This window comes from Paenarthrobacter aromaticivorans (assembly GCF_019038615.1).
Taxonomy (GTDB): Bacteria; Actinomycetota; Actinomycetes; order Actinomycetales; family Micrococcaceae; genus Arthrobacter; species Arthrobacter aromaticivorans.
Map to the genome: position 1 here is coordinate 34,803 of NZ_JAHOPC010000013.1, position 26,959 is coordinate 61,761.

Here is a 26,959-nt window from a genome sequence, read left to right on the forward strand (position 1 = left end):
CTCTTGTTCGCCCTACTCAGCCTTGTACGGGGAGTAGGGCGAACAAGGGCACCATCGATCAGCCCCGTATCCTTGAATGATGAGCGAAATTGCGCATCCCACCGTCGCGCTTGAGGGCTATTTCGCCCGGGACTTCCCGGAGATGGCTATTCCTTGGCGGGCGGAGGCGGCTCCTGAGCCGCAGCTTTTGGCACTCAACGAGCCCCTCGCCGTCGAACTCGGTTTTGACCTTGGTTTTCTCCGCAGCCCGGAGGGCGTTCGGCTGCTGATCGGGAATGCGCTCCCGGAAGGGACAAGCCCGGTGGCCCAGGCATATTCGGGCCACCAGTTCGGCTGGTACTCACCCCGTTTGGGGGATGGCCGTGCCCTCTTGCTGGGCGAGATCGCCGGCGCTGACGGGACGCTCCGCGACGTCCACCTTAAGGGCTCGGGGCGGACGCCCTTTGCCCGCAATGGTGATGGCCAGGCAGTGCTGGGTCCCATGCTTCGCGAGTACATCGTGAGCGAAGCGATGCATGCGTTGAACATTCCCACCACAAGGTCCCTGGCAGTCGTCGCGACGGGCCGTCCGGTTCAGCGTGAGACTCTCCTGCCGGGCGCCGTTCTGACCCGGGTTGCCAGCAGTCACCTGCGAGTGGGCAGTTTCCAATACGCCAGGGCCACCAATGACATGGATCTGTTGCGCCGTCTTGCCGATCACGCGATCGAACGCCACCACCCGTCCGCGGCGGAGGACGTCAACCGCTACCTCGGGCTTCTAAAAGGCGTCATTGCCGTCCAAGCGAAACTGGTGGCCCAGTGGATGCTCGTCGGTTTCGTGCATGGTGTCATGAATACCGACAACATGACCGTGTCTGGCGAAACCATCGATTACGGGCCGTGCGCCTTCATGGATGGCTTCGATCCGGGAGCGGTATACAGCTCCATCGATGAAACCGGACGCTATGCCTATCGCAACCAGCCGCTGGTCGCGGAGTGGAATCTTGCCCGTTTCGCCGAATCACTCGCCCCTCTTATCCACGAGGATGAAGAGCAGGCGGTGGCCCTTGCCGTCGAGGCACTCAACGGGTTCCGCCAGCAATACAGCGCTACTTGGTTCAGCGGTATGAAGGCCAAACTTGGGCTACCTGAGGGAATCAACGACGACGTTGCCTCACCTTTGGTGGATGACCTGCTTGAGCTGGTTCAAGAGTCACGTGCGGATTACACCTCGTTTTTCCGGAGCCTCGGCAAGGCAGCCCGTGGGGAGGTTGAACCCGCGCGCGGCCAGATCCTGGATTCGGCAGCGTTCGATGCCTGGCTGGAACGCTGGCGCGCTGTGACGCCGGATGCTGATGCCATGGACCGGGTCAACCCGATTTACATCCCTCGCAACCACTTGGTGGAAGAAGCTCTTTCGGCCGCCACGGAGGGGGATACGGGGCCAGTCGAACGTTTGCTTGAAGCATTGGGTTCTCCGTACAGGGAAAGGCCGGGGCTGGAACTCTATGCATCGCCGGCACCGGAGAGCTTCGGGCCCTACCGGACGTTCTGCGGCACTTAGGTCTGTATTCATCTCCTACTAACCGGACGTGTCAGTGACGGATGGTTTCTAGGGCCGTTGACCAGGCAACGATTTGCTCAATGAGGACGTCCAGGTTTTCTTCCGCCGTTGCACTCGGGGTGAACGTCGTGAAACCTTCAAATTCTGTAGCAAAGGGCAGCGCCACTTGCGCCCGGACGTCGGCCATTTGGAGCTCGCCGGATATCAGGCGGAGGTTTTCCACCGCGCGCACCCCACCGGCACTTCCGTAGGAGACAAAGCCGGCCGCCTTGTTGTTCCATTCGGCGTAGAGGAAGTCGAGTGCATTCTTCAATGCCCCGGGAACGGAGTGGTTGTATTCGGCCGTGACAAAGATATAGCCATCGAATTCGGCTACGGCCCGTGCCCATGTCTTGGTGTGCTCGTGTTGATAATTCCCCATTGATGGAGGCATTGGCTCATCAAGCAGCGGCAGTTTGTAATCGGCCACGTCAAGCAGTTCGTATTCGGCACCGCCTTTGGCCGCCGCACGTTCAAGCACCCAATCGGCCACCTGCTTGCTTCGCCGTCCCGGACGGGTGCTCCCAACAACAACCGCGATCTTGACCATTTCGATCACATCCTTCAAAAGGGACTTTGAATGGACTTTTAAGTTCTCAACAATGGGGCAGGCCTCTTTCATCCATCGGAGCCGCAGTTGGAAACCTGCTCCGGAGTGAACTGAAAATTGCTGCCGAAGAAGGGACTTCTGCCTCCGCGCGCCAGGCCTCGTCGGGTCCTTGCCCCGCAACATATCGAGGTCTAGCCTAAAAGCGGGAGCACGGTCCAGAGGTGGGCAGCAGCCTCCCTTTCTTGAGGAAACAGTCGATGTCGATCATCTCTGATCCCTACCTCCCCGGCGATTTTCCATCGCCGGACGAAGTCCATCCGACTATCCTCAGGCGCTCCACTTCCCGGAGATCAAAGCCATTCAGTACCGCCGCGTACTCCAGCGCGCCTCGGAGGCCTACTGCTGTCCGCTGTTTGCGGGCCGCTCCAACAAATAGGAGGAAAAATGCAAACCGTTGAAGAAACCATCGATGTCGCTGTCCCAGTGCACACTGCCTATAACCAATGGACCCAGTTTGAGTCCTTTCCCCAGTTCATGTCCGGTGTGGAGGCCGTGACCCAGCTGAGTGACACCACCAATCACTGGGTCACCAAAATCGCTGGCGTAGAGCGCGAATTCGATACGGAAATCGTGGACCAAGAGCCTGATGACCGGATCGCCTGGCGCAGTACCGACGGGAAGTCCCATGCCGGCGTCGTGCGGTTCACCCGGATGGATGATAACCACACCAAAGTTAACGTCCATTTCGAGTGGGCACCGGAAACGTTCACGGAGAAGGCAGGCGCTGCCCTGAAGATCGACGAGATGCAGGTTAAAGCGGATCTGCGGAAATTCAAGGACTTTATCGAGTCCCGGGGAACGGAAACAGGTGCCTGGCGCGGTGAAGTGGAGGACAGCGGTCCGGGCGGACAGATTTAGAAATGCCCTTCCAAAGCCGAGGAAGGCAGTATCTGATGCGAAGAGTTCCAGCGCTTGCAGTATTTGCAGTTGCCACAGTGGCTTTGGCGGGGTGTAGCGGTGGCGGGGGCAGTGCAGCAAGCCCTTCATCTGCCACTACCTCGTCGGCCTCCGCCTCGACGCCGGCCCAGGAGAAGGTCTACAGCGAGGATCAGTTGCGCGAGCTAATCTCCGGTATGAGGGATGGGGATGGCAACGAGTTCAAGCTCTATTCCAAGGAGCAGGTAGACCAGGGTGGCAAGATCGCAGATCTCCTTTTGAGCACGGCCAGCGTGGATCCTGGGGATTGCAAGGACATCGCCACGGCGGGGCTGGTAGACAAGGTTGAACACGGAGATGTTGCTGTGGCCCTGTCTGACAGTGATCAGCCCAGGTCCCTGTCCGCGCAATCCGGTAGCGAAGGTCCGGACGCAGAGAAAGTTCTCAAGGACATCAGCGGCAAAATGGACAAATGCGCAAAGTTCACTGTGAAGGCCGTGGGCCAGGCATATGAAGTCTCCAGTGAGGAATTAGACGCGAAGACGAAGGCAAAGGAAACGTTCGGGACAATCAGCACCCGTTCCGGTGAGAGCCAGAAGAAGCTCATGCAGGTCTCCGCGGCCGACGGGAGGTTGCTGGTGGTCGCCACTAAGAGCGGGCCAAGCCTGGGCGATCCTGACCAGAAGGAACTCGAAGACTTGATCAACAAGGTGCTTGAGAAAGCCGAGGGTGGTAGCGAAACTCCCAGTGAAATGATGACCAGTTCGTCCAGCAGCATGACCAGTACGGCCACTTCGTCCAGCAGCATGACGGGTTCGCCGTCGACATCGACACCAACCATGAACACCTCGGAGGGCAGCGTTACTTCCTCATCTTCGCCAAGCACATCTCGTTAGACCGTCCAGAGTTAGGATTCGTTCGCAAGCGCTTGCGTTTATCTTGCGTCGCGGCTACCGTCGTTCCCATGTCGTCAACAGTGGATGCGGTTGCGGAACGCGCGAATGTCTCAGTATCAACAGTCTCGCGTGCCTTGCGGGATATGCCAGGTGTTTCGCAAGAGACGCGCAAGCGCGTGCAAAATATCGCAAGGGAACTGGGTTATGTTCCCTCGCTGGCTGGTTCCCGCTTGGCAACTGGCCGCACGGGAGCCATCGCGATTGTCACTCCCAACCTCTCCAAATGGTTCTTTGGGCAGGTGCTGGCTTCAGCGGGGCGGGTGCTTCGCCAAGCAGGCTTTGACGTCCTGTTGTACGAACTCGCGGATACTGCCGCGCGGGAGCGCTTCTTCGCCGGGTCGAGCCTTGCTGGGCGAGCCGATGGCGTGTTGATCTTTGCCTTGCAGCCAACTCCGGAGGAGCTGGCTACCCTTGAAGCCCAGAATTTGCCGATCGCGTTTTTGGGATCGGGAACTCCTGGCAGGTCTGGTGTCCGGGTAGACGACCACGGGGCGGGGCGGGCAGCAGCCCGGCACCTTATCAATCTAGGGCACGAACGCATCGCCTTCATCGGAATTCGCGAGGCTGCGGACAGCACCTTGGGTGGCGTCCCGCCGGCAAACCGTTTGAAGGGCTACCGCGAGGCCCTGGCTGAAGCTGGGCTGGAGCCCGGCCAGGATCTTGAGGTCCACGAAGAGAATTCAACGGCTGGCGGATCAAGGGCCATGTCCCGGTTGTTGTGCGCGGAAGTCGCCCCTACCGCAGTCTTCGTGGCGTCGGACGAAATGGCTTTCGGCGTGCTGCGCACTCTCAAAGCAGGAGGAATCGATGTTCCGGGCGACATGTCGGTCATTGGCTTCGATAACCACGAACTCTCCGAGATTCTCGACCTGACTACCATGGACCACTCCGTCGCCCTGCAGGGGTCCGAAACCGCGCGTCGCTTGCTGGCTTTGATAACGCCCGACGCCGGTGCGGAGCCGGATTTGGTGCTGTCCGCCCAACTGATTGTTCGCGGCACTACAGCGCCGCCATTTCCCTTGCGAGGCCGGCGCACTGCCACACCTGCCTAAATCACACCACAATCACACTTTTTGAAAGGGACCTACCCCATGGAATATCGCAAGCTCGGCGCCTCCGGCATGTACATCAGCGAACTGGCCTACGGCAACTGGGTCACCCACGGCGAACAGATCGACCAGGAAGCGGCAACATCCTGCGTACGGCAGGCACTGGATCTTGGTATCACCACGTTCGATACTGCGGACGCTTACGCGGGAACCCGTGCAGAATCGGCCTTGGGCGAAGCCCTGAAGGGGGTCCGCCGTGAAGGCTTGGAAATCTTCACCAAGGTCTACTTTCCCACTGGTGAGGGAAAGAACGATCGTGGGCTCTCGCGTAAACACATGGTGGAGTCAATCAACGGCTCGTTGCGCAGGCTCGGTACGGATTACGTTGACCTCTACCAAGCCCACCGCTACGACTATGAAACGCCGCTTGAGGAGACGATGCAGGCATTTGCGGACATCGTCCGGGCCGGCAAAGCACTTTACATCGGAGTTTCCGAATGGACGCCGGACGAGATCCGGGCCGGCGCCAGACTCGCCAAAGACCTTGGTATCGGCCTGATTTCCAACCAGCCCCAATACTCAATGCTGTGGCGGGTCATCGAGGAGGAAGTCGTTCCCACCAGCGAGGAGCTGGGCTTGGGACAGATTTGCTGGTCCCCCTTGGCCCAAGGCGTCCTTACAGGCAAGTACATTCCCGGCAAGGGTGCGCCCACAGATTCGCGCTTCACCTCCGAGGACGGGACCCTGAAAGACGACCACAAGTTCATGCGTCCGGAGGTGCTGGAGAAGGTCCAGGAATTGCAGCCCATTGCCAAGGAAGCAGGACTATCCATGGCAGCCTTGGCGGTGGCCTGGGTGTTGCAGAACAGCAACGTCTCGGCAGCGATCGTCGGGGCATCCAAGCCAGAGCAACTGGTGGACAACGCCACGGCGTCGGGCGTGAAGCTTGATGCTGAACTGCTCCACAGGATTGACCAGGTATTGGAGCCGGTCATCGAGCGGGATCCGGGCAAAGTCGAGTCGTTCCTGACTCGGCCCTAAGCTACCTGCCCTTCAGCTTTTCTTGAATCGCCGTTCGGAGCGATTCCAGATCCGGCAAGCTTCGGGGGCCGTCGGGGGCTGGATAGATCCGGCAGCTCAGCGCGGGGTCGCCGAGGGCCGGAAAGAGGTCCTGTCCGTCGATCTGGAATGTGGGGGAGCCGTGGAAACCGAGCGAGGCTGCTTCCTCCTCGGAGTCCACCACTAAGTGCACCATGCCGGAAATCCCGGCCAGCCTCAGTGCCCGCTCGAAGAGTTGCTGAGCGGCCGCAGCATGGGGACATTCAGGAATTGTCAGCAGCTCAGCGCCCATACTCGATTATCCAACGCGCGGTCCGCACGGGAGCCTGCGGATCAGGAGCAAGTCTGCAGCTAGCGCGGAACGGTGACCGTCACGGTGGTGCCGGCCCCTGGCCGGCTGTTCAACCCGATCGTTCCACCGTGGGCTTCGATGATTGCTTTGCTGAGGGGCAACCCCAGGCCGGCCCCGGGTATTGCTGATTCCATTGCCTGATCGGCCCTGAAAAACTTGGTGAAGGCCTCGTCTTGTTCTTCTTCGGTCATGCCGATTCCGTGATCCATGACAGAGAGTTCTACCTCGCCGTTATTTCCCCGCAGACCGATGACCACCTGGGTGCCTTCGGGAGAGAACTTGATGGCGTTGGATAGCAATTGGTCAATGGCTTTGGAGAACTGGCCAGGGTCAACATCTGCCGCTACGTTTCCGTGGATTCTCATAGCAATGGTGATGCCCCTTGCAGCAGCTGCTGGCTTGGCGTTCCTCACCGCCTCCTGGAGCAATTCGGAAACGTTGGTGGGCCGGCGACGCAGTTCGAGGTCTTCGGAGGCGACAAGCAGAAGATCGTTGACAAGTGTTAGTAAACGTTCTGCGTTCCGTTCGATGATGCCCATGAACGCAGGATTTGGCTGGCTGTCGAGTATTTCCAGGTAACCAAGAATGGACGTTAGTGGCGTTCGAAGCTCATGGGAGATCGTGGCAACGAACTTGTCGCGTGCTGTTTGCGCCTTCACCAGCGCCGTGACGTCAGTGAAAGCAATGATGGAACCCTTCAACTGGCCCGCGTCGCCGAGAAGGGGACGTGAGGCGGCCGAAAAGGTCCGTTGCTTCTCCCCATCGCCTACCCGGACAAGTCTGTTGGTGAAGCTGGCCCCTCGAACGGCCAGATCCGCAGGATTGTTCCGTTCTTCGTCGGACGGCTCAGTCACTACAGTGAACGGGTTCGCGGCGTTCGTCGACTCTTGAACCCACGAACGGTCGGCCCGAAGGCGACGGTTGGTAAGAATGTCGGCACCATTTGCGTCCATCGCCCAGACACCAACGTTGACCGTTTCCAGGACTGTATCCAGGAGTTGGGCGTGTTCTTTGGTAGCACCATGGAGACGCACCAGTTCGCGATCCTTACGGTCCAGCCTCTCGCCATGTTTGATCAGCCCGCGGGCAACAGCATGCCCGGAGAGGGCCAGACCGGCCATGATGGCGGGGAAGATAATCATGCGGATCAGCTCTGACCGTTCAACCTCGTGCCCCAGCACGAATGGTGAAGCAACGGTCGCGCAAAGGGGGGCCAGGATAGCCACGGCTACGCGGATCTTGCTGGCACTGACTGACAGCCAGATCACAGGGAAAGCCATGGCAAGCCCCACCACGCTGAGCACCGGACCGCCGACCTCGCGCAGGAGGCCCACCGCGAGACAATCCAGCACCGGGATGAAAACGAAGCTCCACATGGGAAGACGGTTCCATGGAAGAACGACGCATGCCCCCAGGATCACGACCTGCAGGAGAAGGACCGGGAAGAAGGCCGGGTGTAAGAGGCTTGCGGGATTAAAGAGAACCGCCAGAAAAACAATGAAGGCCACCGTGGCCACCAATGGCAGCTGGCATAAGACAATCGCCTTGCGCGCTCCGATTCTGCTGAAATAATCCTCCAGCGGTAAGAAAACGCTATCCCCCATAGCCAAGCACCTTCCATCCCCCGGGATCTGAAAAAACAAGCTCTGCTGCCAGCATAGTGATTTACAGATGAGCTGAGACAAGGCGGCGGCACGTAAGCACAGGAATTTGTGGAAAGTCCTGCCCTCCAAGACCAAGTACCCGGCAAGCAACCGAGTAGTCGGGCCTGCCGGAAACGAGTACTCACTACTCGTGACGGGTACCTCCTGCAGCCGATTCAATGGAGCACAGAGGATCTGAAATGACGTTTTTGTTGGAGGGGATTACGTTGAGTACAGGAATGGAATCGGCAGCAATGTTCGCGGGGTCGCTGCCCGGGCTTCTCCTTATGTCCGTGGGCCAAATAATGGTGGTGGTGTGCCTGTGCTTCGATATGGTGCGTGCGATGTCCATACCCAGTTCACGACCCCGGTACGTGGCGAATACCATTTTCAGGACCTTGGCGGTGCCTTCCATCATGGTCATGGGGATCAGCGCGCTCGCTGAAGCGGTCACGTGGTCATGGCTTCAGGTGGCCATGTGTATGGCCGTGCTGGTGATGATCATCTTCCGCTGGCACTCCGACAAGGATGAAGACAACTGGTGGAAGGGCAAGGGCAAGAAGTTGGCCCGGTGGGCGCGTAAGCAGCTCTCGCCACCACCCGTGGTTGCCCCTGCAATGGGCTGACAAATCTCAACGATAAGGCCGTGCCAATGGTGGCGCGGCCTTATTTTTGTGTGGGCAAAGCGAGGGAATTCCTAGGTTTAGCGCAGGAAATGCGCAGGTTCCAGAGGCTTTCCACAGGAAGTCCCAAGGACTCCGAAATGGAGTTCACTCCGTTGCTACGTTGTTAGGGAGCTGGTATCGGGCCAGCCCACATCTCCCCAACTCGCTCAGGAGTTTTCAAAATGTTTGCTACCTTCCGCACCATCGCATCCCGTGCCCGTCGTGAAGAGAACGGCGCTACCGCCGTCGAATACGGCATCATGGTTGCGCTCATCGCCGTGGTCATCATCGTCGCTGTAACCCTGCTCGGCGGGAACCTCGTCGAGACCTTCAACAGCTCAGCCTGTGCCGTCAAGGGCGGCACCTGGACGGCCTCAGCACCAGCTTCGGGTTCAACCCCGGCCGTTGTTGGCAGCTGCTCAAAGTAGACCGGACTCACGGCGGGTACCCGGGTGGGTGGGTCGGTGGCCCCACCCGCCCGTTCCTCTTTCCATTTGCGATAAGAAGGCAGATTCACATGCACAGGACATCAGAACGGGGTGCGGTAGCGGTCGAGTTCGCGTTGCTCGCACCCGTCCTGATCCTCCTGGTTCTGGGGATCATGGAATTCGGGCGGGCCTACAATGCGCAGGTCTCGCTCACGAACGCTGCCCGCGAGGGCGTGCGTGTGATGTCGATCGCGAATGATCAATCGGCTGCTAGGACCGCGGCGAAAAACGCCGCTGTAACCCTGAATCCCAAGCTGGCAGACGCGAACTTCACCTTCAGTGCCACCAGCTGCACGTCCGGCGCGCAGATGTCCGTAACCGTCAAGTACACACTCAGCACCCTCACGGGAATAGCAGGACCATTCCCGATGCAAGGCGTAGGGGTGATGGTATGTGGCGGATAAAGGGCAATGACGACGGCGAACGCGGGGCGGTTGCGGTCCTCATAGCTCTGATTCTGGTTGCGTTACTTGGCTTCGCCGCCCTGGCTGTGGACGCTGGAATGCTCTACTCGGAAAAGGCGCAAGCGCAGAACGGATCCGATGCCGCGGCCCTGGCCGTGGCGGAGAAGTGTGCCGCCAGCACCAGCGACCCGAATTGCTCGAGTACGTCCCAGATCGCCAAGGACATGGCCAACAAGAACGCTGTGGACGGCCTTGGAAACATCAACTCGGTTAACCTCGATCTGACTAACCGGAAGGTAACCGTGTCCGCCGGCTCCCAGCAGGCCGGTGGGGCTCCAAATGCCGTTTCACTTGTCTTCGGCCGTGTCCTGGGCATGAATTCCGCCGACGTTGTGACCTCATCCACCGTTCAGTGGGGCAGTCCTCGTGCTGGAACTACTCCATTTCCCCTGGCGTTTTCGATCTGCCAGGTGCAAGGGTACGTTGGCGGTGTCCAGCAGCTTTTGCAGGCTCACGGCACCGGCGCCAACCCCAGCTGCAACTACGGGCCTTCAGGTGCGGCAGTAGAGGGCGGGTTCGGATGGACTGTCCAGGATCCTGGCGTGTGCGGTGGCACCATTGACCTGGCGCTGAGCGAAGGTGGCAGCGCCCCCGGGAACAGTGTGCCGCCAAATTGTGCAACTACCCTCAACAAATGGGCAGCCACCATCAACGCCGGAAAAGACATCATTGTGCTGCTTCCTGTCTTCAATTCCGTAACCGGCACAGGCAGCGGAGCCATTTACCACTTGGTCTCGTTTGCCGCCTTCAAAGTGACGGGATGGAAGTTCAGCGGCGGCAGCAGCCTCCCGGACGCTTTCCATAACGAGAGTCCCTATGTTTCTTCCTCGCTGTCCTGCACGGGAAATTGCCGGGGGATCGTGGGGAGATTCGTCAAGTATGTCTCGCTGGCAGACGGCTATTCCTTGGGTCCTGTGGATGCCAATGGAGTCACTGTAGTGCGCCTGACCAACTAGTCTTTCCAATTTTTGAGCACAGGAGTGTTAAGTGAAATCACGCTTATTGGCAGGATCGGCAGCAGCGCTGCTGGCGGTCATAGGGGTGATCCTCGTGTTCGTCTACGCGCAGGGCGCGGATCAACGGGCTGTCCAGAATCTTGCCCCTGTTGACGTCTTGATGGTCAAGGCTCCGATTCCCGCCGGCACACCGGTAGAGGCCATGAAGGCTTCCCTGGCCGCGCAGCAGCTTCCGGAGTCTTCTGTCCCCGCATCAGCGCTGAAGACGTTGGGCGATTCGGCGGGCAAGGTGGCCGCTGTGGACCTCGTTCCGGGCGAACCATTGGTGGCGGAGCGTCTGGTAGCTCCGGAGGCACTGAAGACTCCGGGAAACGTTGCAGTGCCTCCCGGAATGCAAGAGGTCTCGTTCCAGCTGGACCCGGTGCGCGTGGTGGGGGGACGGGTGGTTCCTGGTGACCATATCGGGATTTTCATTTCCATGGAGAACGGTGGAATTGAGTCCAAGCCGGAGAAGGAAACTACCCAATTGTCCATTCACAAGGTGCTTGTGACCGCAGTGCAGCGGGCCCCCGAGCCAGCAGCCACGGCCCAGCCCAGCCCTGCACCAAGTCCCGGGACCACAGGACCTGATCCCAAGGAAAGCGCCCTTCCCACCGGTTCCCTGCTCCTGACCGTTGCAGTGGGCGACTCGGACGCAGCCAAGATCGTTTTCGCCAACGAGTTCGCCAAAATCTGGCTGAGTAAGGAGCCGGTGGACGCCCAAGAGAGCGGACCCAGAATCATCCAAAGGAGCGAGGTGTACAAGTGAGCCGGTTTGCCCTGATAACCCCCAGCCCGGAATTTGATCAGCGGTTGCGTCAAGCCGTTGCCGGCGGCCTCCCGGGATCTGTGCAGACGTTCTTCACTAACGTCCTGCCTGTTGACCCCGCTGAGCTCTTCGGCGCTTTGGACCAGGGACAACTCGAGGTGCTGATCCTGGGTCCGGAGGTCCCAGTGGAGGATGCGATGCGCCTGGCCACTGTCCTTAATGTTCAAGTGCCTGAGCTCAGCGTGCTTCTTGTAGCCGAGCCGCAGCCAGACTTCATCCTCCAGGCGATGCGATCCGGCATCCGCGACATCATGAGCCCAACTGCGGACATGGCGGAGATCAGGATTACGTTGGAGCGGGCGTGCCAGTCCTTCGCCACCCGCCAGCGGACTTCGGAACCGAAGCCATCCGGTGCACCCAAGGGCATGGTGATCGGCGTCTTTTCTCCCAAAGGCGGTGTGGGTAAGACAACCATCGCCACGAACATCGCCGTGGGGCTGGGCAAGATAGCGCCCATGAGTGTGGTTATCGTGGATCTGGATTTGCAGTTCGGGGATGTCGCCTCGGGACTCTACCTCAATCCGGAACACACTGTTACGGACGCTGTCACACCGTCGGCCAGCCAGGATTCGCTGGTACTCAAGGCGTTTCTTACGGTCCATCCTGCGAGCATTTATGCTTTGTGCGCACCTAAAACCCCCGAAGAGGCGGATGAAGTTACTCCGGACCAAGTTGCTCGGCTGCTTGAGCAACTTGCCGAAGAGTTCCAGTACGTGGTGGTCGATACGGCCCCTGGATTGCCGGAAATTGGCCTCGCAGCCCTGGAGCGGTGCACGGATGCGGTGTGGGTGTCAGCGATGGATGTGCCAAGCGTGCGAGGCCTGCGCTCCGGCCTGGACATCCTCCGCCGGCTGAATCTTCTCCCGGAAACCCGCCATGTGGTGCTCAACATGGCCGATTCCAAGTCCGGGTTGTCCGTCCAGGACGTTGAATCGACTGTTGGTGCCCCCGTTGATGTCAGCATCCCCCGGTCAAAAGCAGTAGCGCTCTCCACCAACCGGGGAATTCCGGTGCTGCAGGAGGGGGCGAAGGATCCAGCAATCAAGGGATTGAACCATCTCGTTGAACGCTTCAACCCCGCATGGCGCGCCTCGTCCCAGCGAAAGCTGCACAGAAGGGTGGTAGTTCAGTGAAGCTGTCCGAACGCCTGCATGACGCCGAGGAAAAGTCCGCGGGTCCAGGGGCTGCGCTTGGGCAAGGACCAAAGCCACTCTCGACGACGAACCCCACCTTTGCGCAGGCAGCGCAGCAGGTTAAGCCAAATCTCCAAGCGAAAGCTACGGTTGCGGCGAACCCTCACACTTCAGTGAAGCTGGCTGATCATCCGGACGCTCCTCGGCCGAAGGCCCAGCAGCCGGTGGATGCCTTCGCTGCGCTCAAACGACGGGCCGCGACGGCGTTGTTCGAGCGGCTGGGTGCGAGGTTCAATGACTCATCGTTAAGTGAGCAGGAACTACGGACTGCTGCCCGCGAAGAGCTCACCAGGATCATCGACTCTGAACAGGTGCCGCTCTCTCCTGAGGAGCGCAGCCGGCTTGTGGCGGACGTGGCCGATGATGTCCTGGGCTACGGGCCACTGCAGCGCCTGCTGGATGACCCGGAAGTTACGGAGATCATGGTCAACAGAATGGATCAGATTTACGTCGAACGGCGCGGCAAGCTGATCCTTACTGATTCGGGATTTAGCTCCGAAGACCATCTAAGAAGAGTCATCGAACGCATCGTCTCCAAGGTGGGACGCCGGATCGATGAATCGTCTCCGCTGGTCGACGCACGGTTGGAGGATGGCTCACGCGTTAACGCCGTGATTCCGCCGCTTGCTGTTGGAGGTTCGTCTCTCACGATCCGAAAATTCAGCAAGGTGCCCTTGACCATCAGGAATTTGATCGACTTTGGCACGCTGACTCCTGAAATCGCCGAACTCCTGAATGCCTGCGTCAAAGCGAAACTGAACATTATTGTTTCCGGCGGTACCGGAACCGGCAAAACCACGCTGTTAAATGTCCTGTCTTCATTCATTCCTGAGGACAACCGGATTGTCACCATTGAGGACGCAGTGGAGCTGCAGATCCAGCAGCAGCACGTGGTCAGGCTTGAGAGCCGGCCGCCGAACACTGAGGGCAAGGGCGAAGTCACTATCCGGGAACTGCTCCGGAACTCCCTACGTATGCGCCCGGACAGGATCGTGGTGGGCGAGGTGCGCGGGGGAGAGTCGCTGGACATGCTGCAAGCCATGAACACTGGGCACGACGGGTCCCTCTCGACGGTGCACTCGAATTCTCCCCGTGATGCCGTGGCCAGGCTTGAAACGCTGGTACTTATGGCTGGAATGGACCTCCCCTTGCGGGCAATCCGTGAGCAGCTGGCGTCCGCCGTGAATCTCATCATTCAAATTTCGCGTCTCCGCGACGGCACGCGCCGCATTACCCATGTGACTGAGGTTCAAGGGATGGAAGGCGATATCGTCACGCTCCAGGACGCTTTTGTTTTCGACTACTCGGCCGGCGTCGACGCTCACGGTATGTTCCTCGGCAGACCAGTATCGACCGGTATCCGGCCCCGGTTCATCGATCGCTTCACGGACTTGGGCATTCATGTATCTCCCGAGCTTTTCGCGGCTCCACTGACATCGACGCCGAGGACGTGAGCGCGCCATGATTCTTTTCGTCGGACTGGCCCTCATGCTGTCAGCCATCCTGCTGTTCGGGGTGGCCGTCATTCTGCCAAAGACCCCCGAGGTTCCGCTGGACCGGAGGCGGCCGTACCAGGTAGGTCCCGGTTCCCATCTGACGCGATTCACAGGGTCAACAACTGACGTACTTCATCGTGTGCTGACGCAGCGCAACGTTCGGCTTTTCAACCGCGAACAACTCGATGACGCGGGTGTGCGAATGAGCCAAGCGGACTTCGTCGTCCTGGTGATCGCAGGCGCTGTGGTGGGAGCTTTGATCGGGCTGGTTGTTGGGGGCATCATCGGTGCCATTCTGCTCGCTGTTTTGGCACCCTTCGTGGCCCGCCTGGTCCTGAGGTTCCGCGCGGGGAAAAGGCGCGACAGGTTCGATGATCAGCTTGGGGATACCCTTCAGCTTCTTTCCGGTGGCCTACGGGCTGGCCACAGCATCCTGCGCGCCATCGACGCGGCTGCCACGGAATCAATCAGCCCCACATCCGAGGAAATGCGCAGGGTCATCACCGAGACAAGTCTGGGACGCGACCTGCAAGCTTCCCTGAACGATACGGCGGAGAGAATGCGAAACGAGGACTTCGTCTGGATAGCCCAAGCGATCCAGATCAACCGCGAGGTGGGCGGGAACCTCGCAGACGTGTTGGACCAGGTGAACGACACCATTCGCGAACGTAGCGAAATCAAAGGACACATCAAGTCCCTGGCTGCTGAGGGAAAGTTCTCGGCCTACATTCTGATGGCTCTTCCGGTGGGAATCGTCATTATGCTCATGATCGTCAACCCCGGCTATATGAACGTCATGTTTACCAATCCGCTGGGTTGGGGCATGATTGTCGGCTCGGCCGTCCTTATGACCATCGGCGGTCTCTGGATGCGCAAGATCATCGATTTGAAATTTTGAGGTGAACCTTGCACCCTTTCCTGCTTTTATCCTTGTTTCTCGTTCCGCTGCCGAGCGCGTATTTCGCGTGGTCTCTCCTTTCAGCTGACCGGAGGACCCCGCGGGCAGTCCGCGAGCTGCTCTCCCGGGGTCAGATCGCGATGGAGGTGGAGCAACAGAGCAGGAGCGGTGCCTTGGAGCGCCTCGGCTACAGGCTTACGCCCGGAAGTTACGTCCAGAAACTGGACAGACTACTGGCTTTGGCTGGCCGTCCCACCTCACTCCCTCTGGGACGTGTCCTCGCGGCCAAGCCTGCGCTTGGCCTTCTCGGTGCGATTTTCGGTTTGTTTATAACTACCAGCAGCCAGAGTGGACTCATCAAGCTTGTGGGGATCTTTGTGGTCCTGCTGGGATATTTCATTCCGGACCTGATGCTTTATAGCAAGGGGCAGGAGCGGCAAAAGAAGATCCAGTTGGAACTTGCCAACACCATGGACCAAATGCTCATCTCAGTGGAGGCCGGCCTCGGCTTCGAAGGAGCCATGGCCCGCGCGGGAGAAAACGGCAAGGGACCGCTGGCGGAAGAAATTGTAAGGACACTCCAGGACATGCAGGTTGGCAGGAGCCGCCGCGAGTCCTATCTCGCGTTGGCCCAACGGACCAACATTCCTGAACTGAGAAGCTTCGTGCAGGCCGTTATCCAGGCGGACACGTACGGGATTGCCATTAGTCGCGTGTTGAAAGTTCAGGCGAAGGTCATGAGGGTTAAGCGCAGGCAACGCGCCGAGGAGAAAGCCATGAAGCTTCCGGTAACAATTCTCTTTCCCCTGCTATTCTTCATCTTTCCGGTCTTGTTTATTGCGATTTTGGGACCAGCAGTCATCAACACCATAACGACGCTCAGTGGTGGATAAGCGGAATAGCTAAATGTCGCAATAAAGAGAAACTCAAGAAATCAGGAGGATCTAAGGATTTGCTCAAGATCAGCGCAAGATCGGTTTAAATCTGAGTTCAGGAAGTAGCATCGAGTTATGTTCAGTTCAGATTTCAGTGAGGTCGACGAGCGTGGGGACTCCGACCGTATCGGCCCAGCGAAGGGTTCCACGTGGAAGCCCGACGCCGATGGGCGGCCGATACTTGACCTCGCGGAATTCCAACTCTTGGAAGATCAGGTGGGCGATCCTGGCATAGCGCGCATTTTTGCAAGCGACTTCGCGAGGCTCTGGCCGACACGGTACGAAAGCCTCGCGGCCGCCATCGAACGTAGTGACGAAGCGGCTGCCCTGGACACCATCCTGAGCCTGAGAACATCTTCTGCCATGGTGGGGGGCATTCGCCTTTCGGTTCTCGCAGCCAGGCTTGAGGAACACATTCTGGACGGGGAATTACGCAATTCCCAGCCTCTCCTAGATGAGATTGCAGAGTGTGGTCAGCGCACTGTCAAGGAGCTCAGGGAAAGCTACGTTCTGAGGAATGAAAGTCCTGACCCCGATCCCATCTCCTAATCGGGTCTTTTCGGGGCGAGTCGATAACCGACCCCCCGGATGGTCTGCAAAAACCGGGGAGACTGTGAATCTTCGCGCAGCTTTCGGCGAAGATTTCCAATGTGGGTTTCAACAGCCCGTTCGTCGGCCTCGCTGATGTAAGCGTCGTCGTCGTAATAGTCACCGCGGGCAGCTCGAACCAGGTCAGCCCGTGTACGCACTTCCTCCGGGTTGCGAAGCAAATCCAGCAGTAGATCGAATTCGCTTCTGGTCAAGGTCAGGGGAGAACCATCAAGGGCAACTGCCCGGGATTTGTAATTCAACGACAATCCGTTGTGTTCAATGACCGCATCATGACGTCCGTTCGAACGGACCAAGCCGTTGTCGCCGGCATCCTCAGGCAAGGACAACCCGGCGCTGACACGGGGCCGCCGCATCATCGCTGTGACTCTTGCCCTTAGCTCGCGTGGCAGGAACGGCTTTTTCACGTAGTCGTCCGCACCCGTCAGGAAAGCGGTCAAGGTGTCCGGCTCGTCCCGGCGTGCGGTGAGCATGACAACGTAGGCATCGCTGAATTGTCTGATTCGCCGCAAAACCTCGTGACCATCCATGTCTGGAAGCCCGACGTCCAGTGTCACCGCCACGGCTTGATGATGTCGGACAACTTCGACGCCTTCGCGTCCCGTGGCGGCGGAATGGACCACAAAACCCGCCTCTTTTAGGATGGCGCCCACCAAGTTCCGGACGTCTTCATCATCCTCAATGACTACAGCAACCCCAGGCTCGCTCATTGATTCCCTCGAGTCGGCGCACATCCCCGCAAGCCCAGCGCAGAGCGGGAAGTGTCACCCAATACGTACGATACAAGCATTCACGTTTTATAGCACCTAATATGTGCAATATGCGCCGTCCCAACTTCCGGTTTTACGCTCCGCCCCCGCTCTTCCCGGAATCGGCGCGAAACGATATTTGGTCCGTGTCCCCCCAAACGAAGGATTCTGCCTTGACTGAGCAGCCTTTGCTTCGCACAGCCGCCCGCATCTTTAGAAAACTGACGCCCAGAGCCAGGGTGGCCGTCTGCGAATTGCCTTTGACGCTGGTAGTCGGAGGATTGTTCGTCTCTGCCCCTGCCCTTTGGCCAAATCTCATGCAGAACGGGTTGTTTGTCACCGGAATCCTCATGCACGGGATCCTTTTCCTGAGTTGCTTCCTGGTACCGTGGGAGCGCCTTGCGCCGGGCGCAAGCCTGGCCATTCCGGTCCTGGATCTGGTTGCCCTTGCCTTCACGCGAAGTGGTGCGTATGGCTCGCTGCCGGGCCTCGTCGTCCTCGCACTTTTTCCTGTGATCTGGTTGTCCGCCTCAGGTATGCGAACCAGGTCTAGCCTTATCATCAGCTTTCTGGGTCCCCTCATTATTGCCCTCCCGCCGTTCATTTCGCACTTGCCAAAGCCCCCATCCTCCGACATGTTCTCGGTTATCGTCTTGCCTCTGGTGATGTTTGCCGTTGCAGTCACCATTCGGCTATCCGGCTCGAATGCCAGGATTCAGCAACAGCGTGTCAGGCAGCGTGACCAGGCTTTGCGGCAATTGCTGGCGGCGAGCAGGGATCGCGAAATGCTGCTTGGGACGATCCTGGACACAATCGACGTCGGAATTGTCGCCGTCGATTCCAAGGGCGAGACGCTTTTGACCAACAACCAGCAAAAAGAATTCCATCGGGTGGCAACTCCATCACGCTCTGGAGCTGCTCCCACACGGGACGAGCTTTTGATCTTTGGTCAGGATCGGCTGACACCGCTTCCGCCCGAAAAGAGCCCCACTCAAAGGGCAGTGCAGGGGGAGACGTATTCGGATTACCTTGTGTGGTTCGGTGCCGGAGCAGAACAGCGGGCCATTTCCACCGCCGCGCGCAGCATGAAATACGGCGTGGACGAAGGGTTCGGCGGAGCTGTGATCGTGTTTCGCGACGTGACTGACGTTGTCCAGGCCCTCGCGGCCAAGGATGAACTGGTGGCCAACGTCTCTCACGAGTTCGGGTCCCCACTGACCTCGATCCTGGGCAACCTGGACTTGGTGCTCAGCGGGGATGAAAAGCTCTCCGACAGAGCGAGGACCCGGTTGGAAGTCGCAGAGCGCAACGCCGAGCGGCTCCGTGCTCTGGTGGATGATCTGCTCATGTCAGCGGCCGCAGTGGAGAGCATCCACCTACGGCGTACAGACGTCGCAGGCCTGGTTGAAAACAGTTTGGTCTCAGCCCACGCGCAGGCCGATTTTGCCAATGTGGGCCTCGTGGCCGATGTACCTTCACCGCTATGGGCAGATGCGGATCCTCTGAGGTTGGGGCAAGCCTTGGATAACCTCGTGTCCAATGCCATCAAGTACTCCCCGGGTGGCGGACGAGTGACTGTGAGGGCCGCCCGGAACGACGGGTGGATCCAGCTGGAAGTTCAGGATACCGGTATGGGTATGACCACGGAGGAGACCGAAAAGATCTTCACGCGCTTCTTCCGGACGGGTGCTGCCCGCCAGGCAGCCATTCCGGGTGTGGGCCTGGGTCTGTCCATCACCAAGTCCATCGTGGAACGGCATGGCGGCAGCATCACCTGCACAAGCAAACCCGGAAGGGGCAGCACCTTTACGGTTTCGCTTCCGGCCACGCCACCCCAGGAGAACGTGAAGGCATAGGCCCGTTCAGTGCATAAAGCCGCTACCGTCCCAGTCGCGGTCGTACTTACCGCACCGGGTGCATCGCCTGTAACGGCCGCTGCCATCTTCTGCCGATTCCACGTGCCAGGCGTGACTCAGGTTCAGTTTGCACATCAGCATCTTGAGCATGGCGCTCTCCGTTCCTTAAACACCGGCAACCCCGCAAGCCGCGATTGCTTGGTGTCCCCTCAGTTTAGGCGGCGCGCCTTTTCCGTCGTTAGGCCAAATTGTGTTCAGGCGTGCCCGGAAGATGTCCTGAAAAGCCCATGATGTTCGGACCCAGTGTCGTAGTGTGATGCGTAGTCGGGCCAGTTGCTGAGGAACGCGCCATGCCGGTTACTTTCATGTGGGGGAATCAATGACGAATGACACGGATGGTCCCGCATACGGTCAGACGGACGTGCCGGGGATGCTGGGCAACAGCCGCAGCCGTTTGCGCCACCGGGCGTGCCTCCCTACGGGTCGCCGCAGCCTTTTGCAGCACCGGCTGCAGTGCCGGCGCTGCACCACTACCAGCAGCCACCATTCCAGCAGTCACATTTGCCGTACCAGCCCTACTATCAGCAGCAGCCATTTCAACATCCGGGCTTCGGACCTCCACCTTTCCCGCAGAGTCCTCCGCGGGAAAATCCCTCCAGCGGTTCCAAGAAGCGCTTCGGCCCATCGTTTTGGATCGTGGGCGCAGTGCTTGCCGTACTTGCCCTGGCCAATGCTGCTACAGGGAATGGTGAATCGATCCTGATCTTCATCGGCCTGGCAGCGTCGCTCACCGGTCTCTATTCGCTCATTTTCAAAAGGTCCTCGTGGGCAGCCTTACCAAGCAAACAGGCGGCGATAATGGTTGCCGTCGCGGGAGCGGCAGCGCTTTTCCTGGGCGTGGTTGCTGCCGGGACTGAAGCCGCTCGTGATTCGGCCGTTGCCGCTGCTCGGCAAGCTCCGAGCACCACCCAAGACGGGACCATCCAAGATGGGACAATCCAAGACGGGACGCGGATTGTTGGGAGGGATATCGCCCCGGGAACGTACCGAACCACGCATGAAGTCTCACGCTCCTGCTCCTGGCAAATCACGCGCCCGGGCAGCATTGACAGTTCCGAGGGAGCTGTCACTGGCGGATTCCCAGTGGTGAAACTGGTCCGGGGCCAGAGGTTCATCACCGAAGGCTGCGGAGGCTGGGCGAAGCAATAAGCTCTGCCCACCAACCGCCTGTCCGCGGACTGCTCGACCCCAGGGCTGCTATGCGTCCGCCTCGAGCCGCTCCTTGAGCCGCCTGTGGCTCGCTGGGGCACCCCGTGCCGCGAGTTGACGTACGGCGGGCACGAGGGCCTTGCCGAGGCCGTGCCCTTCGAAATCGAGCTCGAACGTCACCCGGGACCGTGCGCCGTCGCCGAGCGGTTCGACGTCGATGCTCGCGTGAGGGCGGATGGGACCCCCAACCCCATGTGCGGCGAACCGATGGGGCGGCTGGTCCTCTGTGATCTCCTGGGTCATCGTGCGCTCGTTGGGTCCGATCCGGCGGGTGGTGGTGAACCGCGATCCGACCTTCCGGCCGCCCGCGCCCTCGAAGTGCACCTCCAGGACGTCAGCCTGCCACTCCGGGAAGTGCAGCGGGTCGCTCGCGTACGCAAAAACCTCATCTGGTGGGCGGTCGATTTCTATGGTGTGCGTGAGTGCTGACATGGCTCCTCCTTCCTCCATCGTCTCTCAGCCCAACCGAATTCGATCCGGCGAATGTCACTCAACTCTTGTTATGGACATACCCAAGACGTGATCCCCGCTGCAAATCAGCCGCGCTTTTTCGCAGCCATCTCTTCCGGCCCGGGTAGCGCCTTGGTGGTGCGCCACGTGTCCAAGGCAATGACCGCGGCCAGCACTATGAGTGACAAAGAGACGGAAGCAAGGACATCCGTCAGCCAGTGGTAGCCGAGGTAGAGCCTGCTGATGGCTTGGGTGGCGATCCCTGCGACGGCGGCGCTGAAGCCGGCAATGACAGCACCTATTTTGCGGCGACGCGAAAAAACGAGGAACGCGCCGACCAGAAGGAAGTCGGATGCGCCGAGTACGTGGCCCGACGGAAAAGAGTAGGTGCTGTCAGCGCCAAGTACCATCAGATCCACGGGCGGCCTTGGCCGTTCGACCAAACGTGTAATGACCTGGGCGAGGATCACTCCGGTCAGCATGGCCCCGGCAAGCAAGAGGGGTCGCCAAAGCTTTCGCGCCCTGAGTATCCAGATCCCGGTCACGGCCGCCACGATGATGGGCATGACTATTGGCCCAAAAATGGTGGCAAGGACACCCATCACGGTTGTCGCCGTCGGTGAGCGTTGGCTCACGAACCACGAGCTGACTGAGCTATCCACCGTGGCCAGATCTATTTTTTGCTGTACTTCGGCGAGGATGAGGAAGAAGGTTCCGGCGCCAACCACCGCGAGGACAACCGCGATGACGTAGAGGACCTTTTGACTCCGCGGTGCAACGTATCGTTCCGGGATGGTGAGCTTGTCGTGAAGGACCCCGGATGTGTCTCCAGGGTCTCCGGGTGCGTTCGACGGCGGTGTGTCCGGGATGGGCATAACAAAGGATATCCGTTGCAGCGGCCAAGGGATGGTCTCGCTGGGATCCAGTGACGGCCTTAGAGGTAATCCCCAACGTGGTCCCGGGCGATTTCCAACAGTGTTGTGTGGAATGCGACCTCGGCCGGGGCGTAGACCTTGTCCTGGCGCTGGGCCAGGAGAACCCGCCGCAGCGGGGCAGCAGCGCCGAGGCTCAGTACCCGAACGTCCGGATGTTGAAGAGCGACGGCGGTTTTGGGCACCAAGGCGACGCCCATTCCGACGCTGACCATGGCCTGAGCTTCCTGGTAGTCGTTGGCCAGGAATCCGATGGTCGGCTCGAAGCCGGCTTCGTTGGCGGAGCGCCGGAGCACTTCCACCACGGGATGGGCATCCGCACGCACGATCCAGGATTCCTTTTTCAGGTCCTCCATCTTTACTTCATCGAGCTCCGCGAGGCGGTGTCCCTTGGCCACAAGGATGACGGTGCTTTCCTGGAAGACTTCGGTTGTCCGGATGGCGTCGTCATGGAAGCGATTCCAAGGGTAGTCCCAGAGCAGGCAGAGGCCGGTCTCCCCGGATTCGAGGTCTGATACCAGTTCCTCAAAGCGCGCGCTTCGGACTGACAGGCTGATGGCCGGGTATCGCTTCTTGAAGGCGCGGATCACCAGCGGCAAGAACGATCCTGCGAGGGTGGGAAACGTGCCCACCGTCAGGGAGCCGCGGCGGAGGCCCGCGATCTGGTCCAGATCGTTCCGGGCGGCGCGCATCTGTCCCACCATTTTGCGGGCGTGCCCGGCGAGAACTTGGCCGGCTTCTGTCGGCACCACACCACGCGAGCGGCGGGTGAGGAGGGGCTGCCCTACTTCCTGTTCGAGCTTCCGCAATTGTTGGGAAACCGCCGATGGCGTGTACAGCATCAGATCGGCCGCAGCGGTGATGGATCCCTGCTCCACAACCTCAACCAGCAGAGCCAACCGCCGAATGTCGAATAATTCCTGGCCATGCTCATTAAGCATCAGTTAACTCTCCTCTGATTTTGGTTCATTCTATGCAATCCTGCGGGATTTCACCTAGCTATTGCCCTATCCAGACCCAAAATCGGAACACCAGACGAGCCTCAACTGCTAGAACGACACTGAATGAAGCATCTCTACATCCCCCATAAAATATCCAACATTGTCTTCATTTGTGATCCGGATCATTCTCTTTATAGGCCCCTGAAACCCAGCGCGGCATGAGGAGATGGACGGATTGCCATGAAGATTGAAGCGGAATGGATGCGTGGAGGCACCAGCAAGTGCTGGGTCTTCGAAGGTGAACACCTGGACGAAACCAACAAGGACCTGGACTCTTTGCTGCCCCGGCTTTTCGGAAGCCCGGACCACCGCCAGATTGACGGCGTCGGAGGATCAACCTCCACTACCAGCAAGGCCATGATTCTGCGCCGTCCGGCCGACCCGAATGTCGACGTCGAGTTCACCTTCGCTCAGGTGGGTATCGAGGAAGCGGCCGTGGACTGGGGGAGTAACTGCGGAAACTGCTCTGCGGTTGTTGGCCTTTACGCGATCGAGAAGGGCTGGGTGACTCCCAACGGCGACAACACCCGGATCGTCACGCGCAACACCAACACCGGCCAGATCATCATCCAGCGCGTTGGTACCCCAGCGGGCGCTTTGCCGATCGTTCCGGATGCGCAGATGCCCGGCGTCGTATTTCCCGGCTACCGGGTGGGCCTGGGTTTCGAGGATCCCGCCGGAAAGACCACCGGGAAGTTGCTGCCCACCGGTGAACCAGCGGACACGATAAGTGCCGGCGGTACGCGGTGGACCGTTTCAATGGTCGACGCCGGAGCTCCAGTTGTGATCGTCAAGGCTGAGGAACTGGGCCTGGACACCGCACGATTCGAAAGCTGGCAGGCCGGAGTGATGCTGCAGTTGGACACCATGGACCAGATCCGGCGGCAGTCCGCAGTCCGCATGGGCCTGGCGTCAACAGTCCAAGATGCTGCCCGCGCTATCCCCAAGCTCGCAATAGTCGGAGCCCCGAAAGCAGGAGACGCCGGCACAGGGGACACCGGCGATGTAAACGTCATGATGCTCTCCATGGGCAAGCCCCACCCGGCCCTGGCAATTACCGGAAGCATCGCCCTGACGCTTGCAGCAAGCACCCCAGGAACTGTCCTCAACAGCATCACGGGCAGCGAACCGCGTTCCACCCTGCGGCTTCGGACTCCTGCGGGCGTGATCGAGACCTGGAGCGAAGAGCGCGACGGGTCCCTGTTGGTCGGGGTGGACCGGACGGCACGCACTATCGCCACCAGCACCCTGCATCTCCCGGAACTCCTCGGCAGCGCCGTCGAGCCTTCCTTCGTATCAGCGCCCAGTGACATCAGCCCACTCAACGAGGAGTAAAGATCATGACTAAGACCGATTTCCAAGCCCCCTCAACAACAGTGGATGATCTCCAGGAGGCTGGTTCCAAACTTCCCAACCGCGGCCGCCGTATCCTGCTGATAACAGCAGCCGTGATTGCTGTCCTGGGTCTGGTCGCTCTGATGTTCGGAGGCGCCGTCTTCAACCCGGCGGCCACCTCGGGAACGGAGTCGACCTTGACCGCTACCCAGATCATTCCCTTGGTCGTCCTCGTGGTCATGTTCGTTGTCGCTACCAAGTGGCCCCTGAACATCGGTGTGATGGGGCTGGTAGCCTCCTTCGGCGTCGGGTATTTCATGCTTGGAATGTCCGATAAGGAGATCCTGGAGGACTTCCCGGCCAGCATCGTCCTGACGATCATCGGCGTGACGTACTTCTTCAGCATGGCCAACCGCAATGGAACCATCGACATCATCGTGCAGAATTGCGTGCGCCTCGTCAGGGGTAAGACGATGTTGCTGCCGTGGGTCTTCTTCCTCATTGCAGCCGCGCTGACCTCGCTGGGCACGTTCTCGCCTGCCGCCGTCGCACTTCTTGCACCTGCCGCAATGGGGTTCGCCTATGAGTCGCGTATCCACCCCGTCCTCATGGGCGCCTTCGTCATCAATGGCGCACACGCAGGTGGGTTCTCGCCGCTGTCGGTTGCCGGCGTCCTGGTCCACAACATCGCCCACGACAATGGTTTCCCCATTTCCCAGGGTGGACTCTTCGCTGCGAGCTTCGCCATCAACCTGCTTCTCTCGGCGCTCTCCCTGGCTTTGTTCGCCGTCTTCGGAAAGCTGAAGGACGGCGCAGGGGTCCAGAACGTGGACCTCGAAACTCCCCGCACTACCAGGCCTCACGGCCAGCAGATCCTGACGCTCGTACTGATCGCTGTAATGCTCGTCTGCACCTTGGGCTTCCGGATGCCGATTGGCTTTGTTGCTCTTTCCGCTGGCCTGCTGCTGGCGCTCATCAACATCAAGGAACACCGGACCTTCATCGGCGGCGTTTCATGGTCCACCGTCCTCCTGGTGGCCGGCATGATCACCTACGTCTCCCTGCTGCAGCACGTGGGCGTTATCGACACCCTTGCAGAGATGGCTTTGGCTCTCGGCGCACCGCTGCTGATCGCGTTGGTTCTCTGCTACGTCATCGGGGTCGGATCAGCATTCGCCTCGTCCACCGCGCTGCTGACTGCGTTCATCCCGCTCGCCGGGCCGCTGCTGGCCTCCAGCACGTTGAGCGCATCAGGGACGGTCGCAGCTCTTGCAATCGCAGCAACTGTGGTGGATGTTTCGCCCTTCTCCACCGACGGCGCACTGATCGTGGCCAACGCACAGGAATCAGACCGTCAGCGCGTCTACAAGCAGCTGATGATGTACGCCGGTGGAGTGGTCCTGGTGGCGCCTGCAATGGCTTGGGCCCTCCTGGTTCCGACAGGCATCCTCTAAACCGCAACTTTTCACATGACTGCCGGCAACTCCAGGTCGGCACGCGGAGGGACCCGCCCTGCATACCAACGCAACAGGTAACCCGAAAGACGGGCGCAGGACTGGATAATCCCAACGCACCAGAGGCGGGGCCACCTAACACGGTGGCTCCGCCTCTGCCATGTCGGCAAAGCGTACGACGGCGGAGCTGCCGCCGCTGCGTGCGTCCTTCCTCCGAAGACGCGGGATGCTGCGGGGAAGGCCAGGCCCCGGGGGATCCTGCCAAGACGGTCGTGCAGTAGCCAGCACCGGCGTACGCTGACCGCATGAAGTCCGAGGTCAGGACCGTCGCTTTGCGGACAGGGATTAGCGTGCCCTGCTTCGTGCAGGGGCACCTTGGTGAAGCGAACGACGACGACGCCACGGCCTTGGTCTTGTTGCATGCGTGGGGTGAATCCTGGCGGAGTTTTGAGCGGCTCATTGCCTCGCTACCATCCTTTACTCTGGTGGCGCCAGACCTACGCGGCCATGGTGGGGCCGACAAACCTGAAGACGGGTACTCACTCAAAGCGGTTGTGGAAGATGTTGTGGCCGTGCTGGATGCTTTGGGCGTGGCGAGGGCTCATGTATTGGGTTCATCCAGTGGCGGATACGTGGCCGAACAACTCGCTGTGATGCATCCGGAACTCGTGGCATCGCTGATTCTGGTGGGATCTCCCTTGAGTCTGCAGGGGAAACCACCTTTTGCGAGCGAGGTGGAGGCGCTCACTGATCCAATTTCGGCGGACTGGGTTCGGGAATCCCTGTCCTGGTACCGGCTGCTGCACACCGTTCCCGTTGCCTACATCGAGGACAGGGTGCAGGACGGCTTGGCCATGCCGGCAGCCGTTTGGAAGGCGTCCTTGCGCGGCTACTACGATGCTGTTCCGCCAACCGAAGCCGGAACCATCTCAGCCCCGACGCTCATCCTGTGGGGCGCACACGACCACCTGGTGCCGCGGCACCATCAGGTAACCCTGGCCAGACGTATTCACGGTGCTCGGTTCGAGATCTACGAGAAGACGGGGCACCTGGTGTTGTGGGAGTGCCCGGAACGGGTTGCTGAGGATGTGGAAACTTTTCTGTCTGGTGTAGCGGGGTAGGAACCCGCCACCTGGAGCTTCCGTCCGGGTTACAAGTTCTTGAACTATGGCCCGCGTCTCAAGGTAGCGCTACCTTCGCCGGGCTTTCGTGAC

At 59.8% G+C, this 26,959-nt stretch carries 27 protein-coding genes; 20 read left to right on the forward strand and 7 right to left on the reverse strand.

Annotation, left to right across the window (positions count from 1 at the left end; all coding sequences use genetic code 11):
• Positions 1-79 precede the first annotated feature (79 nt).
• Entirely contained in the window at positions 80-1,543 is a 1,464-nt protein-coding gene (locus KSW38_RS18370) for a protein adenylyltransferase SelO (protein WP_216926383.1), read from the forward strand.
• A 31-nt stretch (positions 1,544-1,574) separates the two neighbouring features.
• Here the strand turns inward: KSW38_RS18370 and KSW38_RS18375 are convergent, their stop codons facing one another.
• On the reverse strand, positions 1,575-2,132 hold the full coding sequence (locus tag KSW38_RS18375) for an NADPH-dependent FMN reductase (RefSeq protein WP_216926384.1): 558 nt from the start codon (positions 2,130-2,132) through the stop codon (positions 1,575-1,577).
• A 444-nt stretch (positions 2,133-2,576) separates the two neighbouring features.
• Between KSW38_RS18375 and KSW38_RS18380 the strand changes: the two genes are divergently transcribed.
• The 4 genes from KSW38_RS18380 to KSW38_RS18395 all read left to right on the forward strand — a co-directional run bounded on the left by KSW38_RS18380 (position 2,577) and on the right by KSW38_RS18395 (position 6,114).
• Complete coding sequence (locus KSW38_RS18380; RefSeq protein ID WP_216926385.1) at positions 2,577-3,050, forward strand: SRPBCC family protein; 474 nt, start codon at positions 2,577-2,579, stop codon at positions 3,048-3,050.
• Between the two features lie 35 nt (positions 3,051-3,085).
• A complete protein-coding gene (locus KSW38_RS18385; RefSeq protein ID WP_216926386.1) occupies positions 3,086-3,964 on the forward strand; it encodes a hypothetical protein in 879 nt (292 codons plus the stop codon).
• A 68-nt stretch (positions 3,965-4,032) separates the two neighbouring features.
• Positions 4,033-5,076: a LacI family DNA-binding transcriptional regulator gene (locus KSW38_RS18390; RefSeq protein ID WP_216926387.1), complete on the forward strand. Its 1,044-nt coding sequence runs from the start codon at positions 4,033-4,035 to the stop codon at positions 5,074-5,076.
• A gap of 39 nt (positions 5,077-5,115) precedes the next feature.
• Complete coding sequence (locus tag KSW38_RS18395) at positions 5,116-6,114, forward strand: aldo/keto reductase family protein (RefSeq protein ID WP_216926388.1); 999 nt, start codon at positions 5,116-5,118, stop codon at positions 6,112-6,114.
• 1 nt (position 6,115) lies between these two features.
• On the opposite strand, the gene KSW38_RS18400 is transcribed toward KSW38_RS18395, so the two are convergent.
• Positions 6,116-6,424 carry a hypothetical protein gene (locus KSW38_RS18400; protein WP_216926389.1) on the reverse strand — a complete coding sequence of 103 codons (309 nt, stop codon included), beginning with the start codon at positions 6,422-6,424 and terminating at the stop codon, positions 6,116-6,118.
• A 59-nt stretch (positions 6,425-6,483) separates the two neighbouring features.
• Positions 6,484-7,860: a sensor histidine kinase gene (locus KSW38_RS18405; protein WP_216926390.1), complete on the reverse strand. Its 1,377-nt coding sequence runs from the start codon at positions 7,858-7,860 to the stop codon at positions 6,484-6,486.
• Positions 7,861-8,327: 467 nt separating this feature from the next.
• Between KSW38_RS18405 and KSW38_RS18410 the strand changes: the two genes are divergently transcribed.
• The 10 genes from KSW38_RS18410 (at position 8,328) to KSW38_RS18455 (ending at position 16,639) form a co-directional block, all read left to right on the forward strand.
• The gene (locus KSW38_RS18410) at positions 8,328-8,753 is read left to right on the forward strand and encodes a hypothetical protein (protein WP_254186678.1); all 426 of its coding nucleotides are present in this window, start codon (positions 8,328-8,330) and stop codon (positions 8,751-8,753) included.
• Between the two features lie 221 nt (positions 8,754-8,974).
• Positions 8,975-9,220, forward strand: coding sequence for a Flp family type IVb pilin (locus KSW38_RS18415; RefSeq protein WP_216926391.1), 246 nt, complete (start codon positions 8,975-8,977; stop codon positions 9,218-9,220).
• A gap of 89 nt (positions 9,221-9,309) precedes the next feature.
• Complete coding sequence (locus KSW38_RS18420; protein WP_216926392.1) at positions 9,310-9,684, forward strand: TadE/TadG family type IV pilus assembly protein; 375 nt, start codon at positions 9,310-9,312, stop codon at positions 9,682-9,684.
• Positions 9,672-10,700 carry a Tad domain-containing protein gene (locus KSW38_RS18425; RefSeq protein ID WP_216926393.1) on the forward strand — a complete coding sequence of 343 codons (1,029 nt, stop codon included), beginning with the start codon at positions 9,672-9,674 and terminating at the stop codon, positions 10,698-10,700. Before KSW38_RS18420 ends, KSW38_RS18425 begins: the two co-directional genes overlap by 13 nt.
• Before the next feature lie 31 nt (positions 10,701-10,731).
• Complete coding sequence (gene cpaB, locus KSW38_RS18430; protein WP_216926394.1) at positions 10,732-11,508, forward strand: Flp pilus assembly protein CpaB; 777 nt, start codon at positions 10,732-10,734, stop codon at positions 11,506-11,508.
• A complete protein-coding gene (locus KSW38_RS18435) occupies positions 11,505-12,701 on the forward strand; it encodes a CpaE/TadZ family protein (protein ID WP_216926395.1) in 1,197 nt (398 codons plus the stop codon). Before cpaB ends, KSW38_RS18435 begins: the two co-directional genes overlap by 4 nt.
• A gap of 173 nt (positions 12,702-12,874) precedes the next feature.
• Entirely contained in the window at positions 12,875-14,215 is a 1,341-nt protein-coding gene (locus KSW38_RS18440) for a TadA family conjugal transfer-associated ATPase (RefSeq protein WP_428982408.1), read from the forward strand.
• Between the two features lie 7 nt (positions 14,216-14,222).
• Entirely contained in the window at positions 14,223-15,155 is a 933-nt protein-coding gene (locus tag KSW38_RS18445) for a type II secretion system F family protein (protein WP_216926397.1), read from the forward strand.
• 8 nt (positions 15,156-15,163) lie between these two features.
• A complete protein-coding gene (locus KSW38_RS18450; protein WP_216926398.1) occupies positions 15,164-16,048 on the forward strand; it encodes a type II secretion system F family protein in 885 nt (294 codons plus the stop codon).
• A 117-nt stretch (positions 16,049-16,165) separates the two neighbouring features.
• Entirely contained in the window at positions 16,166-16,639 is a 474-nt protein-coding gene (locus KSW38_RS18455; protein ID WP_216926399.1) for an Hpt domain-containing protein, read from the forward strand.
• Here the strand turns inward: KSW38_RS18455 and KSW38_RS18460 are convergent.
• Positions 16,636-17,409, reverse strand: a complete 774-nt coding sequence (locus KSW38_RS18460; RefSeq protein ID WP_216926400.1) for a response regulator transcription factor — start codon at positions 17,407-17,409, stop codon at positions 16,636-16,638. The two genes, KSW38_RS18455 and KSW38_RS18460, sit on opposite strands and share 4 nt — an antisense overlap.
• Before the next feature lie 212 nt (positions 17,410-17,621).
• Between KSW38_RS18460 and KSW38_RS18465 the strand changes: the two genes are divergently transcribed.
• Entirely contained in the window at positions 17,622-19,304 is a 1,683-nt protein-coding gene (locus tag KSW38_RS18465) for a sensor histidine kinase (RefSeq protein ID WP_254186679.1), read from the forward strand.
• 696 nt (positions 19,305-20,000) lie between these two features.
• A complete protein-coding gene (locus tag KSW38_RS18470; protein ID WP_216926402.1) occupies positions 20,001-20,513 on the forward strand; it encodes a SecY family transport protein in 513 nt (170 codons plus the stop codon).
• A 48-nt stretch (positions 20,514-20,561) separates the two neighbouring features.
• Here KSW38_RS18470 and KSW38_RS18475 read toward each other — a convergent pair whose 3' ends face one another.
• From KSW38_RS18475 to KSW38_RS18485, 3 genes are all read right to left on the reverse strand, one after another.
• A complete protein-coding gene (locus tag KSW38_RS18475; RefSeq protein ID WP_216926403.1) occupies positions 20,562-21,005 on the reverse strand; it encodes an SRPBCC family protein in 444 nt (147 codons plus the stop codon).
• Positions 21,006-21,109: 104 nt separating this feature from the next.
• A complete protein-coding gene (locus KSW38_RS18480) occupies positions 21,110-21,898 on the reverse strand; it encodes a phosphatase PAP2 family protein (protein WP_216926404.1) in 789 nt (262 codons plus the stop codon).
• A 59-nt stretch (positions 21,899-21,957) separates the two neighbouring features.
• Entirely contained in the window at positions 21,958-22,896 is a 939-nt protein-coding gene (locus KSW38_RS18485; protein WP_216926405.1) for a LysR family transcriptional regulator, read from the reverse strand.
• Between the two features lie 240 nt (positions 22,897-23,136).
• On the opposite strand from KSW38_RS18485, the gene KSW38_RS18490 reads away from it, so the two are divergent.
• From KSW38_RS18490 to KSW38_RS18500, 3 genes are all read left to right on the forward strand, one after another.
• On the forward strand, positions 23,137-24,291 hold the full coding sequence (locus KSW38_RS18490; protein ID WP_216926406.1) for a PrpF domain-containing protein: 1,155 nt from the start codon (positions 23,137-23,139) through the stop codon (positions 24,289-24,291).
• A 5-nt stretch (positions 24,292-24,296) separates the two neighbouring features.
• Positions 24,297-25,745, forward strand: a complete 1,449-nt coding sequence (locus KSW38_RS18495) for an SLC13 family permease (protein WP_216926407.1) — start codon at positions 24,297-24,299, stop codon at positions 25,743-25,745.
• A gap of 305 nt (positions 25,746-26,050) precedes the next feature.
• Complete coding sequence (locus tag KSW38_RS18500; protein WP_216926408.1) at positions 26,051-26,866, forward strand: alpha/beta fold hydrolase; 816 nt, start codon at positions 26,051-26,053, stop codon at positions 26,864-26,866.
• Positions 26,867-26,959 lie beyond the last annotated feature (93 nt).